The organism is Azospirillum sp. UENF 111221, assembly GCF_058780625.1.
The window spans coordinates 191246-208240 of record NZ_JBSNCH010000001.1 but is presented as its reverse complement, the minus strand read 5'-3'; the positions used below and the strand labels follow the sequence as shown (position 1 = coordinate 208240).

Annotated in this window: 12 protein-coding genes and 2 pseudogenes; 12 read left to right on the top strand and 2 right to left on the bottom strand. The window is 63.2% G+C overall.

All coding sequences use genetic code 11. The annotated features are described in order from the left end of the window. Positions 1–91: 91 nt before the first annotated feature. From ACWPN3_RS00905 to ACWPN3_RS00850, 12 genes and pseudogenes are all read left to right on the top strand, one after another. Entirely contained in the window at positions 92–1138 is a 1047-nt protein-coding gene (locus tag ACWPN3_RS00905; protein WP_146208080.1) for a calcium-binding protein, read from the top strand. Positions 1139–1256: 118 nt separating this feature from the next. Continuing rightward, complete coding sequence (locus tag ACWPN3_RS00900; RefSeq protein ID WP_492260996.1) at positions 1257–2159, top strand: tetratricopeptide repeat protein; 903 nt, start codon at positions 1257–1259, stop codon at positions 2157–2159. Next, positions 2053–5307, top strand: a complete 3255-nt coding sequence (locus tag ACWPN3_RS00895; protein ID WP_492260995.1) for a glycosyltransferase — start codon at positions 2053–2055, stop codon at positions 5305–5307. Before ACWPN3_RS00900 ends, ACWPN3_RS00895 begins: the two co-directional genes overlap by 107 nt. Positions 5308–5458: 151 nt before the next feature. Further along, complete coding sequence (locus ACWPN3_RS00890; protein ID WP_492242290.1) at positions 5459–5968, top strand: class I SAM-dependent methyltransferase; 510 nt, start codon at positions 5459–5461, stop codon at positions 5966–5968. Continuing rightward, positions 5965–6476, top strand: a pseudogene (locus ACWPN3_RS00885) (glycosyltransferase family protein); the annotation flags it as partial. The gene ACWPN3_RS00890 and the pseudogene ACWPN3_RS00885, both read left to right, overlap by 4 nt. 12 nt (positions 6477–6488) lie before the next feature. Further along, entirely contained in the window at positions 6489–7214 is a 726-nt protein-coding gene (locus ACWPN3_RS00880; RefSeq protein WP_492261125.1) for a glycosyltransferase, read from the top strand. A gap of 174 nt (positions 7215–7388) precedes the next feature. Next, positions 7389–8387 (top strand): SDR family NAD(P)-dependent oxidoreductase, encoded by a 999-nt coding sequence (locus ACWPN3_RS00875; RefSeq protein ID WP_109450301.1) that lies wholly within the window; start codon positions 7389–7391, stop codon positions 8385–8387. 47 nt (positions 8388–8434) lie between these two features. Beyond that, positions 8435–9148: a nucleotidyltransferase family protein gene (locus ACWPN3_RS00870; protein ID WP_492260994.1), complete on the top strand. Its 714-nt coding sequence runs from the start codon at positions 8435–8437 to the stop codon at positions 9146–9148. A 62-nt stretch (positions 9149–9210) separates the two neighbouring features. Next, positions 9211–10203, top strand: a complete 993-nt coding sequence (locus ACWPN3_RS00865; protein ID WP_492242292.1) for an NAD-dependent epimerase/dehydratase family protein — start codon at positions 9211–9213, stop codon at positions 10201–10203. 25 nt (positions 10204–10228) lie between these two features. Next, the gene (locus ACWPN3_RS00860; protein ID WP_492242293.1) at positions 10229–10954 is read left to right on the top strand and encodes a glycosyltransferase; all 726 of its coding nucleotides are present in this window, start codon (positions 10229–10231) and stop codon (positions 10952–10954) included. Positions 10955–10998: 44 nt separating this feature from the next. Then, positions 10999–11709, top strand: a pseudogene (locus ACWPN3_RS00855) (sulfotransferase family 2 domain-containing protein); the annotation flags it as partial. 1384 nt (positions 11710–13093) lie between these two features. After that, complete coding sequence (locus ACWPN3_RS00850) at positions 13094–14731, top strand: glycosyltransferase (RefSeq protein WP_492260993.1); 1638 nt, start codon at positions 13094–13096, stop codon at positions 14729–14731. Between the two features lie 346 nt (positions 14732–15077). Here ACWPN3_RS00850 and ACWPN3_RS00845 read toward each other — a convergent pair whose 3' ends face one another. Next, entirely contained in the window at positions 15078–15284 is a 207-nt protein-coding gene (locus ACWPN3_RS00845; protein WP_492242295.1) for a hypothetical protein, read from the bottom strand. Positions 15285–15318: 34 nt separating this feature from the next. Continuing rightward, complete coding sequence (locus tag ACWPN3_RS00840; RefSeq protein WP_492242296.1) at positions 15319–16986, bottom strand: tetratricopeptide repeat protein; 1668 nt, start codon at positions 16984–16986, stop codon at positions 15319–15321. Positions 16987–16995 lie beyond the last annotated feature (9 nt).

Genomic DNA, 16995 nt, shown 5'->3' with positions numbered 1-16995 from the left:
ATACGAGGGAGCGCTGATACCCATTGGACGCTATATAGTTTTGAAGACGCGTTGAACCGAGTTGATTTTGATCCAAGGGGAGTAAGATAGCATGGCGGTGGATGTTACCCTCTCTGGCGGCAATGTCTCGAACCCCGAAACCATTGGGGTGAGTTCCTCCGTCATCGGAGCCGTGCTGTCGAACCCCGCCTTGATTCCACAGACCCAGCAGGGTCCCATCTACGTCGCGACCGGACAGGGCAGCGTCACCTCCACCAACATCGACGGCTCCGCCTTCGTCGTGACGGAGCGAGTCCTCGCTGTTACTGTCACGGGGTCGGCGGCGACGAACCAAATCATCGCCGGCAACGACGTCACCGGAACCACGATCAACACGACGACCGGGACCGGCACCGTGATCGCTGGCAATGCCAGCACGCAGGTCGGTCTGGTCGGCGACCAGAACGGGAATGGCGGCAGCTACGTCGTTTATGGCGGACCGCAGAATGACACCGTCCTCGCCTCCTCCGGCAGCAACACGATCACCGGCGGCGCTGGTTCCAATGTCTTCGGCCTGGCTGGCGGCAACAACGCCGTTTACGCGGCCGGCAACGACACTGTGTTTGCTACTGGCGGCACCAACCTGATCGGCGGAGGCACCGGCAACAGCACCATCGTCGCGTCGTCCGGCACCAACACAATTTTCGGCGGCAACGGCACCAGCAACATCTTCGCTCAAGGCGGCCAGTCGACGGTCTTCGCCGGCTCCGGCGTCAACCAGGTCTTCGGGATCGACAACAATGCCCTTTACGCAGTCGGCGGCAGTTCGTCCACCAACACGGCCACGATCGTCGGCGGCAATGCCAACGACACGCTGTTCGGCGGAACCGGCAAGAGCGTGATGTTCGGCGGCGGCGGTGAGAATCTCTTTGCCTTCAGCACCGTGTTCGGCGGCGGGCAGACGGTCATTGGCGATTTCAACGCCAGCGGCGCCAACAACAAGATTCTGATCCAGGGTTATTCGGGTGTGACATCAGCGTCGCTTCTGTCGAACGCGACCGTCACCGGCGGCAACACCGTCATTACGCTGACGGATAACACCACCATCACCGTCGCCGGCGTGACCAACCTGTCCCAGAATTCGATCATCGTACAGTAAGTCCACTGTAGCGGTCCTTCAGTCGTTGCCGGCAAAGGACCGCCCTTGGCAGGAAGCGTCCACGTGAGCGTCCGGCAGCCTTGTTTGTCTTGAGACTTGTGCGACCGTTTTATAGAAGATGGTGGATTTCGAGAGACTGTTCGCCGAATGCCGTCTGGCCGACGCTGAATCCCTGGCGACCCGCCGTTTGGGACAGAATCGCTGGCATGAAGAGGCTTTGACCGTCCTGGCGCGCTGCGCGCTGGCCCGTGGAAATTACGAAGCCGCCTTATCATTCGCCGACCGTAACCGGCGCCTTGAGCCCAAGCGCCTGTCTTTCGCCTGCTTCCTCAGCGTGATCGAACTGGCGCGCGGAAACGCCGCCGCGGCCCTCCAGGCGCTCGACGATTTCCCGGCAGAGTGCCTGAGCGCGGAAGCTGTGGTTGCGCGCACGCGGGCATTGATGCTTCTCGGCAAACAAGACGAGGCACTCGACCACGCGGCGCTGATCCTGCAGCGTTTTCCTGCTTTCCAGACTCCCTTGTGCGTCGACCTGCTGAACGAGGTCACCGTCGCCTGCGCTTCTCCCGGCTGGGTAACGCCCGATCTTGACGGTAGGCTGAAGGGAACCTTGCACCCGTCCGTCTTTTCACCGTCGGAACGATTCGCCATCTTGCGGCTCGTGATCGAGGGAACAGTCGCCTTCGATCTGCCAACGGACGAATTCGCCAGCCGCTTCGGCGACATGGGTCCGCCGGGCTCCGCCCTGCCCTTCCACATTGCCGATCACCGGGTTGATCCAGGAAGCAGATTTGCGCTGTTTTTCGACGGGCGGCGCTTGCTCGGTTCAGGTGAGGCTCCCGATCACGTTCGGCCGGAAGGCGACTGCTCGATCGTCGAGGATTCTGCTTTCAGGCTGGGTTTGGCTGCCGTCCTTGCCGGACAAGCGGCTGGCAGTCCGGGTTTCGGACCAGGGAGGACGGCAAGTCACGATTCAGGCCGACCGCCTGAACCCGCTTTTGCGCCGCAACAACATCGGTGACGGGAGATACGGCTTCTCCCTGGACCTGCGTCAGGCCGGGCTGCGACCGGGCCAGATCACCGCCTGCGCAGGCATCGATGGCCTGACGCCGGGTTCCGGAAAATGGTCCGGAGGGGCTGCCGGCATGGCGATCGGCGACGCTCTGCCATGGAGCGCCACGCCGGCTCGCCCGGCAAGGATTGCACTGACGCCCCGCCCAGAGGTGACAGCAGGTCCGGCCCGGCACGCCGACCGGATGGCGCCGCCGCCTGCCGTGCACATCGACGTCATCATTCCGGTTTACCGAGGGCGGGAAGAGACGCTGGCCTGCATCGAGTTGGTTCGAGGCAGCGTGACCGGACCGGTGCAGATCATCGTCGTCGACGATGCCAGCCCGGACGCGGCGCTGTCGGACGATTTGAGGCGCCTGGCTGGAGATGGCATCATCCATCTCTTGGTGAATGACCGGAATCTCGGCTTTCCGAGATCCGTCAATCGGGCATTGTCGCTGCATCGCGGACACGACGTTGTGCTGTTGAACAGCGACACGGCGGTCAGCGGCGACTGGCTGGCGCGCCTTCGTCTCGCCGCCTATTCCCGCCACGACATCGGAACGGTCACGCCGCTGTCGAACGATGCGGAGATCCTGAGCTATCCATCGGCGCCGGCCCACCGCCGCGTTCCCGACACAGAAGAAGCTGCGGCGCTGCATCGCCTCGCCCGCAGCCAGAATGATGCCATCAGGATCGAAGTCCCGACCGCGGTGGGGTTCTGCACCTACATTCGTCACGACTGCCTCGCCGCGACCGGGTTGCTGGACGTCGCGCTGTTTGGCCGGGGCTATGGCGAGGAGAACGATTTCTGCCTCCGCGCCAGCGCGCTTGGATGGCGCCATTTGGCCGCAGCCGATGTCTTCGTCGCCCATGTCGGCGGCCGTTCCTTCGGGCGGCGGAAGGCGGTCCTGTCCGAAACGAACCTGGACACGCTCAACCGGCTACATCCGGGCTATGACGGGCTGATCCGGCAATTCCACCGCGACGATCCTCTGTCTGGGGTCCGCCGCCGCCTGGATCTCGCCCGTCATCGTGCCCGCCTTAGGGAAAGCCCTCCCGCTAAGCCCACGGTCCTGATCGTCACCTTCGGCAGAGCCGGGGGCGTGGCGCATTTCGTTTCTCGCAGGATTGAGACCCTCAAGAACGAGGGGCGGCGCGTCGTGGTTTTGACCACTGCCAGCAGTCTGCCCGGAGATGTGCGGCGGTGCCGCGTAGAGGATCGGGACCAGCCCGACCTCCAGGATTCGGTCTTCCAAACCAGCAACGAATTCGACCTGCTGACCGACTTTCTCAAAGGACTTCGCCTGGACTCCGTCGAGGTGCAGCACTACCTGGACCACGACCCTGCCGTGCTGGACCTGCTGGGTCGGCTGGGAGTTCCCTACGACGTCTATGTTCACGACTACAGCTGGTTCTGTCCGCAGATCGTCATGATCGACGCATCTAACCGCTATTGCGGCGAGCCGGACCTGGCGGCCTGCGAAAATTGCGCCCTGACGACACCACCCGCGACCGGCGAGAGGATTTCCGTAGCGGCGTTGCGCAAGCGGTCCGCGCATGTCCTGCACGGTGCCCGGCGCGTTGTCGTGCCGAGCCACGACGTCGCCGGCCGCGTCCGCCGCCACGCCCCCGCCGCGCGTCTGTCGGTGTTGCCCTGGGATGCGGTGCGTCCGCCAACATGCCCCGCTCCGGTCCAGGCATCGGCCGTCAACGGTCGGTGGCGGGTCTGTGTCATCGGCGCCATCGGCGCTCACAAGGGCCACTCGGTGCTGCTCGATTGTGCCTGGGATGCGGCAAGGCGCGACCTTCCCCTCGAATTCGTCGTCGTCGGCTATACCCTGGACGATACGGCGCTTTTTGAAACGGAACGCGTATTCGTCACGGGCCCCTTCTCCGAAGAAGAGGTGACGGACCTCGTCCGTCGCGAGCGCGTGCATCTGGCCCTCTTCCCGTCCCTGTGCCCGGAAACCTGGAGCTACGCGCTGTCCCATGCGTGGGCCTCCGGCCTGACGGCGGTGGGTTTCGATATCGGCACCATAGCGGAGCGTATCAGGGAGTTAGACGGCTATGTCATGCCTTATGACCTGACCGCCGAGGCAATCAATGACCGGCTGATGGCGATCCTGGCGGAAGCCGTTCCGCTGCTGCCCGGCCGAATGGACAATCGAAATTCCATTGGCAAGATCGCCGAGAACGCTGCCTTGGATGCTGCCGGGCTCCATTCCTTCTCCGGCGAGTCATCACTTGTGCAGGACATCCGCATCATTTTTTCAAGCGCGAAGGATTTAGCGAGCATGCCACCGTTCCAGACTTCCGATACCCAGGCACCGGCACAGTATGCGGCCTCGGCCCAGTTGATCACCTTCCATCCTGGCGTCTATGCCGTCACGGTGGTGCGCGGGGAAGCCACGGGGATCGGCGAGAACGGTATGCTGCCGATTCCCAGCATCCACCTGACTCCGCTTCCGGCCACGGCCGCGAACGTCCAGATGCTTGGAGACGGATGGTTGTTTAAAACCGCCGACGCGGTCGCGATTAAGGTTTCCGGCTCGCCTTCGGATGTTCTTCTCACCTCCTATCAGAGGACGGGCGACGGTCGCAGTTTGGGCGTGCAGATCACTCGGATCGACAGCAGCCCGTCCAAGGCACCGCAAACGCAGCCGAAGCCCCCTGCGGTGATCCGCACAAAAATGCTGGCCCATGTGCAGAACCGTGGCGACATCGAGGCACCGGACGGCGGATGGGCCGGCGCGCCGGATCAGAAGTTCGCCATCGAAGGATTCTCCATCACGCCTCTTGATGGGATGCCGGCCGACTTCATCGAATACAAGAGCCTGAACCTCAATGGGCAGGAAACCCCCTGGGTCGGCGGCGGCAGCCTGTGCGGCAGCCGTGGCTTGGGCATTCCGCTGACCGGGCTGGCCATCCGCCTGAAGGGTATGTTCGCTGAACGCTTCGACTGCGCCTATGAGATCGTCTTCCTGAGCGGCGCCCGCAGCCCGGTCCTGACCAATGGCCAGCCCTATCGGTCGGATATCAGCGCGGACCCCATCCTGGCTTTCACGCTTCGGATCGTCGAACGGGCGCCTGCCCTGCCAGCGCCGAGCTTTTCCTGATGCATGGGACGACCGCGAAGGCACAGGCAAGGCCCCGAAGCACGACAAACGCGGGGCTCCGGTGATGAGGCTGCTGAACATCGGTTGCGGTCCCCCTGGGCCTTCGCGCGTCGACCGTCTGTTTCCCGCTCCGGACTGGCAGGAAACCCGCATGGACCTGGACCGGCGGACTGGTCCGGACATCGTAGGCTCGATCACCGACCTGTCGATGCTTCCGGATTGTTCATATGATGCGGTCTGGGCCTCGCATCTGCTCGAACATCTGTACCGTCACGAGATCCTCGGGGCGCTGCGCCAGTGCTGGCGGGTGTTGATGCCCGGCGGCGCCCTGGTCGCGGCGGTTCCGGATCTGCAACGCGTCTGTGAACTGGTGGCGGCCGACCGGCTGGAGGAAACGATCTACACCGTCCCGGCCGGTCCGATCACGGCGCACGACATCATTTTCGGCTTCGGCACCGCCATCTCAACCGGAAACAGCTTCATGGCTCATCGCTGCGGCTTCACGCCGACCGTGCTGTGCCGGGACCTGCAGGGCGCCGGCTTCGATCCGATCCTGGTGCGCCGCCAGTCCATCCTGGAACTCTATGCCGTCGCCTACCGTCCGTCCTCCGACGGGCGGTACATCAATGGTCCATTCTCCTCGGCTTCCGGCGCCGCATGAATTTCCTTTTCATCCACCAGAATTTCCCCGGGCAGTTCCTTCATCTCGTGAGGCACCTGGTTCAGCAGGAGGACCACCGTGTCACCTTCATCACGCAGTCCAACGGCAATCGCATCAACGGCGTCGACCTGATCGTCTATCAGACCTTCCGCGAATCCTCGCCGCAGACCCACCATTACCTGTCCGACCTCGAACGGGGCGTCATCGCTGGCCAAGCCGTCTATGAGATCGGGCTTGGCCTGAAGAAGAACGGGTACCGGCCTGACGTTGTGATCGGACATTGCGGCTGGGCGAGACCTTGTACGTCAAGGACGTCTGGCCCGACGTGCCAGTGCTGGGCTATTTCGAGTTCTACTATCTGTTCAGCGGGGGCGACATAGGCTTCGACCCCACCACACCGATCCATATCAACGACGCCCCCCGGATCCGAACCAAGAACGCCATCAACCACCTGAGTTTCGACAGCGTCGATTGGGGACTCACCCCCACCCGCTGGCAATGGTCGCTTTATCCGGACCGCATGCGCAGACGCATCAGCATCATTCATGAGGGGGTCGACACCGATATCGTCCGCCCCGAACCGGACGCCTGGATCATGCTCGCTGACGGACGGCGGCTGACGCGGTCCGACCGGATCGTCACCTATGTCGCCCGCAACCTGGAGCCCTATCGCGGCTTCCATATCTTCATGCGCGCCCTGCCCCGGATCCTGCACGACTGGCCGGACGCGCAGGTCCTGATCGTCGGCGGCGACGGCGTCAGCTATGGTCCCCCCCCTCCCCCGGGCAAGACGTTCCGTGAACTCATGCTGGGCGAACTGGGTTCGATCGACCTCTCACGCGTCCATTTCGTCGGCAGCCTGCCCTACGCACGCTATCTGAACGTGCTCCAGATTTCTGCGGCCCATGTCTACCTGTCCTATCCGTTCGTGCTGTCCTGGTCCTGCCTGGAAGCGATGGCGGCTGGATGCGCGGTAATCGGTTCAGCGACCATCCCGGTCGAGGAGGCCGTGGTCGATGGCGAGACTGGCCTGCTGTTCAATTTTTTCGACCCCGATGCTCTTGCCGGGCGGGTCGGCGAAGTGCTGGGCCACGAGGACCGCATGCGGGATATGCGCGACCGCGCGCGTCAATATGCGGTCCAAAATTACGACGTGAAGCTCGTAACGCTTCCACGACAACTAGAACTGATACAAAATGTTTCTGTTGGCAATCTATCAGGGTATGATACAACGAAATTCTTATAGCTTCCGCTGCTCTTTCGCCGACCGAATGAAAAATCCAAACAACAATCATAAATGGGCGTAATGAAAAAAGATAGGAGCGGCGCAATGCGATGTGGATTATATTTTATATTTTGTTTTTCGTATTGTTATTAGGGTTATTCTCGTCTTTTTGGCTCACAATACGGAAAACAAGAGATGCCATCTCTTAGCACGATCAAATGTCTAGTGACAGGCGCCGGCGGCTTCATCGGAAGCCACCTTGCCGAGGCGTTGGTGCGGGAGGGGGCATCAGTGACCGCCCTGGTTCGCTACAATGCGCAGGGCGCGATCGGCAACCTGTCGCACGCGGCGGCCGATACGGTCCGCGACATGCGGATCGTTTTCGGCAATGTCGAAGATTCCGAATTCGTCGATGGCTTGGTGCGCGATGCGGACATCGTGTTCCATTTGGCCGCCCTGATCGGCATCCCCTATTCCTATGCGGCGCCGCGCAGCTATCTGCGCACCAATGTCGAAGGAACGCTGAACATCCTGGAGGCGGCCCGACGGCACGGCACCCGCCGCCTGATCCACACCAGCACCTCCGAGGTTTACGGCTCCGCCATCCGCACCCCAATGGACGAACAGCATCCATGCCGGGGCCAATCCCCCTACTCGGCATCCAAGATCGGTGCGGACCGTTTCGCCGAAAGCTATTTCCGCTCCTTCAACCTGCCTGTGGTGACAATTCGGCCTTTCAATACATTCGGCCCCCGCCAATCGGCGCGCGCCTTCATTCCATCGGTAGCCTCCCAGGCGCTGAGCGATCTCTCATCGGTGCGGGTCGGCTCGCTGGACACGGTCCGCGACATGACCTTCGTCGAAGACACCGCGGCCGGCTTCATCGCCGCAGCGACGGCCGCCGGGGTGGAGGGGGAAGAGATCAATCTCGGCACTGGTACGGGCTACACCATGCGTGAGATCGCCCTGCGCATCCTGGCGCTGTCCGGACGCGGAGAGAACAGCCTCCAAGAGGAAGAGGCGCGCATCCGGCCGGCCGCCAGCGAGGTGAACAAGCTGATCTCGGACAATTCGAAGGCGCGCACCATGCTGGACTGGACCCCACGGTACGATCTGGACCAGGGATTGTCGCTGACCATCGACTTCATCCGTCGCAATTCTGCCCTCTACTCCACTGGACACTATGTGGTTTGAGCATCACAGCCTTCTTGTCAGACAATTAGCGGTACAGTGAGACATCGATGCATGCAGTCATCCTAGCGGGCGGGCGGGGAACGCGGCTGGCTCCCTACACCACGATTCTGCCGAAGCCGCTCATGCCGGTCGGCCAGATGCCCATCCTGGAACTTATTCTCCGGCAACTGCGTTCCCACGGATTCAGCGACGTAACGCTCGCGGTCGGCTATCTGCGCCACCTCATCAGAGCTTATTTCGGTGACGGAGAGCGGCTGGGACTCGACCTCGTTTACAGCGAGGAAACCGAGGCGCTCGGCACAGCCGGACCGCTTGCAAACATTCTGAACACCCTACCGGAAACGTTCCTGGTGATGAACGGCGATGTGCTGAGCGACATCAGCTACATCGATCTTTTCAACTGCCACCAGCGGGTGGGCGCGGCGGCCTCGATCGCCACCTTCGAACGTGAAACCAAAGTCGATTTCGGCGTCCTGCTGACCGATGAAAATGACAGGCTCGTCGAGTATCAGGAGAAGCCCGTCTACCATCATCGCATCAGCATGGGCATCTACATTCTCCAGCGCGAGAAGATCCGTCCGCTGCTGATCTCAGGCCATTATCTGGACATGCCGGATCTCGTGCGCGCCCTTGCGGAGCGGGGTGAGATCGTCCATTGCTACAAGGCCAACGGAATGTGGCTCGACATCGGTCGGCCGGACGATTACGAGTTTGCCCAGACATTGGCCGAGCAATGGACCGTCGACACCGCCGCGCGCTGATGCTGCCCGCCTGCCCCACACTTCTGGGATTTTCCCGTTCCATATCGCTTCGGATGTGACGGATGCGTTTGATCGTAACCGGTGCGCACGGTTTTATCGGGACATGGGCGACGGCGGAACTCCGGCGCCGCGGCCATGGGGTTCTGACGGTTGGCATCAACACTCCGAGCCGTATGCCCCGACCGGAGGCGCGCTATGACGGCATCCTGTCCATAGACCGGCCAGGGGAGGATTTTGCCGTCCTATTGGCGGACTGGCGGCCGGACGGCATCCTTCATCTGGCCGGCACCGTTGATGCCTCCAAACCGGAAAAGTTGTTCGCACTCAATGCCGGCTATGCAGCTATTCTGCTCGAGGCGCTGGCCCGGTCGGAATTTCGCCGGTGCCCGCTCGTCCTGGTCGGCAGCGCGGCCGAGTATGGGCCCTTGCCGAACAGCCTCGTCCCCCTGGATGAGACGGCGCCCACAGAGCCCCGCAGCCTTTACGGCATCAGCAAGCTGGCACAGAGCCGGATCGGGCTTGCCGCCGCCAGATGTGGGCAGCCCGTGGTGGTAGCGCGTCCGTTCAATGTAATTGGCGCCGGAATGCCAAGTATGTTGAGCCTGCCCAGTTTTGCCCAGCGGATCGCGGCGGCGGACACGATGGGACGGCCGCTGCCGGCCGGCAACCTGAACGCGGTTCGCGATTTCATCTCCGTCCAAAGCACGGCCGAGGCCCTGGCGACCCTACTGGAATGCCCGGGCGTCCATGGCCGTGTCGTCAATCTTTGCGGTGGACGGCCCTACCGGATCGGTGACGTGGTCGACCGCATGATCCACCTGAGCGGCAAAGCGGTCAACGCCGACATCTCGAACAGTTGCGACGGCATGACCGACATCGCTTACGGCGATCCAAGTCTCGCCGCCTCGCTGACCGGATGGCGGGCTCCGCCGCTGCGCGACGCCGACCTTCTGGCGGTGATGCGTGAGCACGGATGCCCGCTTGGCAACGGCGAGGAGGATGCCCCGGTGCCGGTGCTGCAGTCCAGCGCCATTCCCTTCCAGCCGACGCCCTGAAACCACGCGAGCCGAAGGCAGCCGAATGTTTCCTTCCGCCATTCACGATCACCATCTCAGCATCGTGGTCTGCGCCAGCCGCGAGGGCAACCTGCTGCACCGCACATTGGCCACCCTGTCCGATGCCATGGCCGATGCGACGCTGGGCGGTTTCCGGTGCGAATTGCTGATCGCCCTGCACAGGGCGGACGAACGGACGGCAGCCCTGGCCCATGACCGCAGAGACACGACAGCCAGGGTGATCGATCTCGGCGCCGTCGACCGGACCGAAGCCCGGAACGCCGCCGTGCAGGCCGCCACCGGTTACTCAATCGCCTGGCTGGATGCGGGCGATGTCTGCTCGAGCGGCTGGCTCCGCGCCGCCGCAGAACGAACGATCCACGACGACCGGGGCATCGTGTGGCATCCCGAGCACTGCGTCCTGCTGGCGGAGAGCTTCGCGGTGACGGCCTGCCGCGACCGTGTGGACGCCAGCCGGGAGCCGGCGACCTATTTCTGGGCGCCGCCCTATCCTTATGCGATGATCGCCCCGCGCGGCCTCCATCTGCAGTTCCCCTTCCGCCCTCATGACTTGGTCAACGGCTATCTTGGGGGCGACTGGCTGTGGATGAGCGAGACCATCCGCGCCGACGTGCCACATCTGACCATTCCACGCAGCATGGTCGCTCTTCTCCCCGACGCGCCTCCGGACCGCATCAATTTCGGGCCGCCGCCGGAGGGAATGCGCCTGGGTCCGGTGCGGCGGGACTGAAGCCGCGTCGCGGAAGCAATGACAACGACGCCGCACGTCTTGCAATGGGCGGCACAGCGGGTGCAACAGGATCGATGATGCGTGTCCCTTCCTTTTTCGGCTTTGGGCATTTGAAGACGGCGTTCCTTGCGAGCAAGGCAGCTCCCTATCTCTACGCCGCCGTCCCCCATGCCGCCTCCTCGGGCACGATGCGGCGTCTGTGGTCGCTGGAACACCGTTACGGCTTGGTAGGAGCGCCGGCGCCGGCGGATTACCGCAGCCTGCAGGACCGGAATGCCGGGATGCAGCCCTGGACCAGCATCGTCGGAGGCGAGCCGCACCGCTTCGTCGAACGATGCGAGGGAGGGGTGCGCTTCGCCTTCGTTCGCAATCCCTATCAGCGCCTGCTGTCCGCTTATCGCGCGCACATCGCAACCGATACCGTCGTCGGCCGCGCCTTCCGCAGGATTGCCGGGCGGGCGGCGACGGAAGAGATCGGATTCGACCTTTTCGTCGCACTGCTGGAAGCCATGCCCGAGCACCAGCGCTTCCCGGCCTTCGCGCCGCAGTCGGACTGGCTGCTCACCGACGACATTCCCTATCACCTGATCGGCGCGCTCGAGCGTTACGACGCCGACTATGCGGCAATCACCGCCCGCATCTCCGCCCCTGACGCGGCGGATCACACGGTGCGCTACGGATTCGATGCGGGTTTCTCCTGCCCGACGCCGACACGGGACGCCATCCTGCGCCTTTATGGCAGGGATTTTTCGGTGTTCGGCTACGATACCGATCCGGCGGCCATCGGCAGGCCGCCCCACGCCTCTGTCGAACGGCACAAAAGCGGCTCACTGTATTTCAAACCCTTCTGGTTCCTGGTAGATAGCCGGATCCAGCTTATGATGGGAAACCGGAGCGTCGCCGTTCTTCAGATCGAGAACGTGATCGAGAATGGCGAAGCCGGCCAAGCCGGACGGATGCCGGCTCTGCGGCTGGACCTGGCGCGGATCCATCTGGAAGCCGGAAGCATTGAGGCGGCGGCGGCGCTGCTGGAGCCGGTTTCCCGCGGCACGGAGCGCAGCAGCCTGCTTGCCGACATCCATCTGCGCCGTCACGCTCCGGAAGACGCATTGGCGGCCCTCAGGGACGGGATGGAACACGGCGTCCAGGACGCGTCCTATCTGCATGAGTTGGGGCGGCTCAGCGTCATGCATCATGATGTCGACCCGGTCCTGCATGCCGGACGCGCCATCGTCGCCACCACGCCACCTGGCAGCACGCGCAACTGGTTGCTCGACGCACTGGTGGACAGCCTCACCCATGCGAACGCCACCAAGTTCGCGCTGGCCGTTCTCGACGAGTTGGAGGGCGTCGAAGACGGCGGTTACGACATCGCCGGTAAATTGGCGGGACTGAACAAGCCGCGCAGCTGGCTGTCGGTCCAGCCCCCCGCTTCCGCAGGCAGCCCGCCCCGCCGGGTGGTCGCAGACGGCGAATTGCGGCGGCTGGCCGAGGAAACCGCGACGGCCATGGAAACTTTGCGCCGCGACCTGCTGCGCAAGGTTCTGGAGACCTATCCCCATCTGTTCGACGCCGACCATTACAGCCGCCGCTGTGCCGACCTCCCGAGAAGCGGCCTGTCGGCGGTCGAGCATTACATCAGGATCGGCAGCCGCCGGCCGGACGGCGAGGCCAACCGCTATTTCAACAACGGCTTCTACACCCATCACATGGCCCGCACCGACATGGGCCACCTGGACCCGCTGGTCCATTACGTCCTGGACGGCGCACCGAACGGCATCGATCCCGGACCGCATTTCGAGAGCGACCGTTTCTTGCGGCAGCGGCCAGACCTGCAGGGAAGCACAGCCAATCCGCTGAACGAATTCCTCGCGCAGGACGCCGACAGCCGAGGCTATTTCGGCGCGCTGCCCGAGCATGTCCTGACCGGCATGAAGGCGCTGTCTCTGTACGACAGAACGCTGTTTCCCCAGGATTGGCTGATCGGCCAGGACACCGCCCCACCCGCTTTCCTCATCGCGGCCAAGCGGCAGGGAGAGGTCTACGGACGCCTCGACCGGGATCTTCCCGACGGCTTCACCCATCTCGTGCTGGTGCCATGGGTCGCCCATCCGGGCGGGGCCGACCGCGTCAGCACCCATGTTCCTGCGTCTGCTCGCCGAAGAGCTGGGTCCGCGAAAGGTGGTCGCCATCGGCACGGACCGTCCGGGCCAGGACGGTTTCCCGCTGCCTGCCGGTGTGACGATCCTCTCGCTCATGGATTATGACGCCACGCTCACGGTGACCGAGCGCGTTGAGATCATCGAGCGCCTGATCGTGGAGCGGCGGCCGAAGGTCACCTTCGTCCAGAATTCGGATGTTGCCTGGACGCTGCTGGCGGAACGCGCCGAGCGCCTGCGTTCCGTAACCGCGCTGTATGCCTTCCTGTTCGGAGCGGGCTTCAGCGAGGATGCCGGACCGGTCGGCTTCCACAACCGGCTCGGAAAATGCCTGGACGCCATGACCGCGCTGATCACCGACAACACGCGCTTTCCCGGCCTGCTGCCGAGACTGCTGCCGATGCTGCCGGCGGACGCGGCCAAAATCCACACGATCTTTACCCCCCGCTCCACCGACCTCGACCTGCACGCCCCCAACCCGAGAAGACGGCTCCGGCGGGCTCTGTGGATGAGCCGCTTCTCCAGCGAAAAGCGCATGGACGTTCTCGGACGGATCGCCGCCGCAACGCCGGACCGCGAATACGCGGTCTATGGTGCGCAGAACCCATTTCTGCCGCCAGTCGACATCGACTTCCTGCGGGAGCTTCCGAATGTCACGGTCCATGGATATTTCCGTGACCTGACGGCCGTCGCGTTCCAGAACTGCGACGCCTTCGTCTACACCTCCGATGCCGACGGTCTACCGCTTGCGCTGATCGAGGCGACAGCCATGGGATTGCCGATCATCGCCCCGGACGTCGGCGGGATCTCGGACATGATCACATCCGATACCGGCTGGCTTGTCTCGGGCCCAGACGCCGTCGACGAATATGTGGCCGCCCTGCGCGAGATCGAAGCCAAGCCCGATCTGGTGCGCCTGAAAGTCTCGAGGGCACAGGATCTGCTGATGACGCGCCACAGCTGGTCCGCCTTCAGGGACGCCTACCGGCGTGTCCCCGGATTGCTTCCCTCACAGCACATGCCCGCCCAGAGCACCATGTCCCCCAGGATCACAGCCGTCAGTCTGGGCGAGGATTGCCAGAGCACCTTCCAGATCAGGCGCTATCTGAAGGAACATGTTCCCGTTCCAAGTGGCTGGATCGATACCGCGTCGGAGAGCGCACCCCAGGGCTTCATTCCCTTTCCGCTGGATTGGCTGATAACCCCCCTGCAGTCCCTGCTGCAGGCGATCGACAGCGATTTCAGCGGCTTCCTGCTTCGCGACAATCTCGAATTCGTGGACGCTGAACCGGCACCCTATATTCTCGACAAAGGATACGGGACCATTTTCTATCATTTTTTTGATAGAAATGAGAACTTCCTGAAAGATTATGAAATAGTTTCCGCGAAGTTCGAAAAATCTCTAAAGAACTGGCGGGAAACCCTGCACAGTGGAAAGAAAATCGTCTTTGTCCGGCAAACCCGCTACTCCGGCCACGGCGCCAGGGAGATCGCATCCACCATCGAACGCGCATTTCCCGGTTTGACCTTCGTACTGCTCGTCGCCTCGGAACTGATCGATGAGAACAGCGTGGAAGGCAACATCGTGTACCGCAGCATACCGCTGAATTCCTGGTAACTGGCAGGGGTACAATGGTTTGTGGGATGAGGCTCTCGATTTCTGCTGGCATCTTCTGGGGGAAAACGGATCGCGGGTCACTGCCGCAGCCTGACGCAGGAAAAGGCTCTGTTGCAAAGTTGACAGGCCGGCGGCGGAATGGCTGGATGTTAAATAGAACCAAGCGGTGTCGGACTTGAAGGGACATCACCCCGAAGGTGAGATCATGCTCTGCGCGGCGCGCTGGTACCGGCGATATGGCATCGGCTGCCACGATCTCGCGCAGAGGCCGACCACCGCGAGCTGAAGCAGTTGATCCGCCCGGCACGGGGCCTCATCAAGACCCTGAAAACGGCCACTGCGACGATCAAGGGATTTTGCGGTGATGCGGGCCCTCAGCAAAGGCCAAGAAGCGTCCAGCGTCACATTCACCCATGACATGAAAGGCGAAGCGCGCCTTGTCGGACGCGCCTTCAACGTCGGCCTCTGCATGCTGGCCGAAGTCGTGCAGTTCATCGGCCCGCAGTTCGAACTCTAGGCCGTTAGCATCGGCAGGGATGCCGGTGACCATCATCTCTCGCCTACAGTGGGATTTTTGACAGAGCCTCCTATGGCACGTCCTTGTCGATTTCACGCATAACCTCAATGGCACGAGGTTCGCCGGCATCGACAGCCTTGCTCAACAGTTCGCGGGCGCGACCCGGATTGCATGGAGAGCCCCAAATTCCTGCGTGCAACTCGCCCAATGCGGTGACCGCTGCGATCTCGCCTGCCTCCGCTCCCGCCGTCAACCAACGTTCAGCTTCGGCGAAATCCTGCTCGACACCCAACCCCTGCATGAGGAAGCGGCCAAGATTGATCTGCGCGCCCACGACCCCCTGCTCCGCAGCCATGCGGGCCCAGCGGACCGCTTCGCCATAATCCTGCTCCACCCCTGCGTCGCCGGTGGCGTAGATGGCGCTCAACCAGAGTTGGGACGCGGCGTTGCCAGCCGTCGCGGCGTCGCGGTGAGCCGCCACCGCCGCCGCGAAATCGACCTTGCCGCCATAGCCGGCCAAGTGGAGCTGTCCGATGTTGTGCAGGGCATGGTCGTCCCCCTGGTCGGCCGCCTTTGTGAACCATTCCATGGCGCGTTCTAAGGAGGATTCACCGCCGATCCCCTCGGCGTAAAAACGCCCGATCGTCAGTTGGGCTTGCCGGTCCCCCTGTTGTGCGGCCCGCTCCATCCAAACCCGGCTCTCCTGCGGGTCGACCGGCAGCCCCCGGCCCGAGAGATAGAGCTGTCCCAGGATGTTCTGGGCGTTGCGATGTCCGGCTTCCGCCGCCGCGCGATACCAATTCGCCGCTTCGTACAGGTTGGGTTCGAATTCCTCCGTCCCCTGCGTGTGCAAGTCTCCGAGAAGGGTCATGGCTTCGCCGTCGCCTTGCAGCGCGGCGCGGCGTAGCCAAGTCTCGCCATTCTGGATGTGCTTCACCACGGACAGGCCGTGCAATAGCAGCAATCCAAAATGTCGCTGGGCGGCGGCACTGCCGAGCAGCGCTCCCTTCTCGTAGCAGGCCGCGGCTTCGGCGAGCGAGGCTTCCCGACCAAACCCATGTGCCCACAGCTGGCCAAGATAAAACCAAGCGGTGGCAACGTCCTGCCGGGCCGCGCGTTCGAACCAGTCGAAGGCTTGCCCGTAATCCGCCATTCCCAGGTAGCCGCCGGCCAGCAGCGTCCCAAGCCCAAGCTGACCTTGAGGATTGCCGGCTTCCGCAGCTTTGCGGTACCAGCGTTCCGCTTCGAGGTAATCGATTCTCTCGCCAAAGGCATAGTGGCTGCCGGCCAGCGCCTGGGCGGTGGGAAGTCCCTGTTCGGCAGCGGCGAGTGCCCAGCGGAGCGAGGCTTCCGGATCCGCCTTGACCTCCAGACCGGCAGGGAACAGGGCAAGCATGGCGGGATCCCGGTCACTCATGCCGGGAGGGCGGATGCAACCGTTGGCGTGGATGATCGCCAGCCTTTCCTGAGCCTGCGCATGCCCGCTTCCAGCGGCCCTGCTGTACCAGCTCAGGGCGTCGATCGCGCTACCCACCACGCCCTTGCCCTGTTCGTAAAGCAGACCTATGCGATACTGCGCCTCCGCGTTTCCTTCTTTTGCCGCGGCGAGCCAGCAGGTCAGGGCACCCTTCACGTCGCCCTTCTCGTACCGTTTGAGTCCGCTTGCGACTTGGCGCGCCAGTGCGCCCGACCGCAGAAGGCCGACAGTTCCCTTGGCGATTTCCAGGACGCCCTTCATCGAACGGTC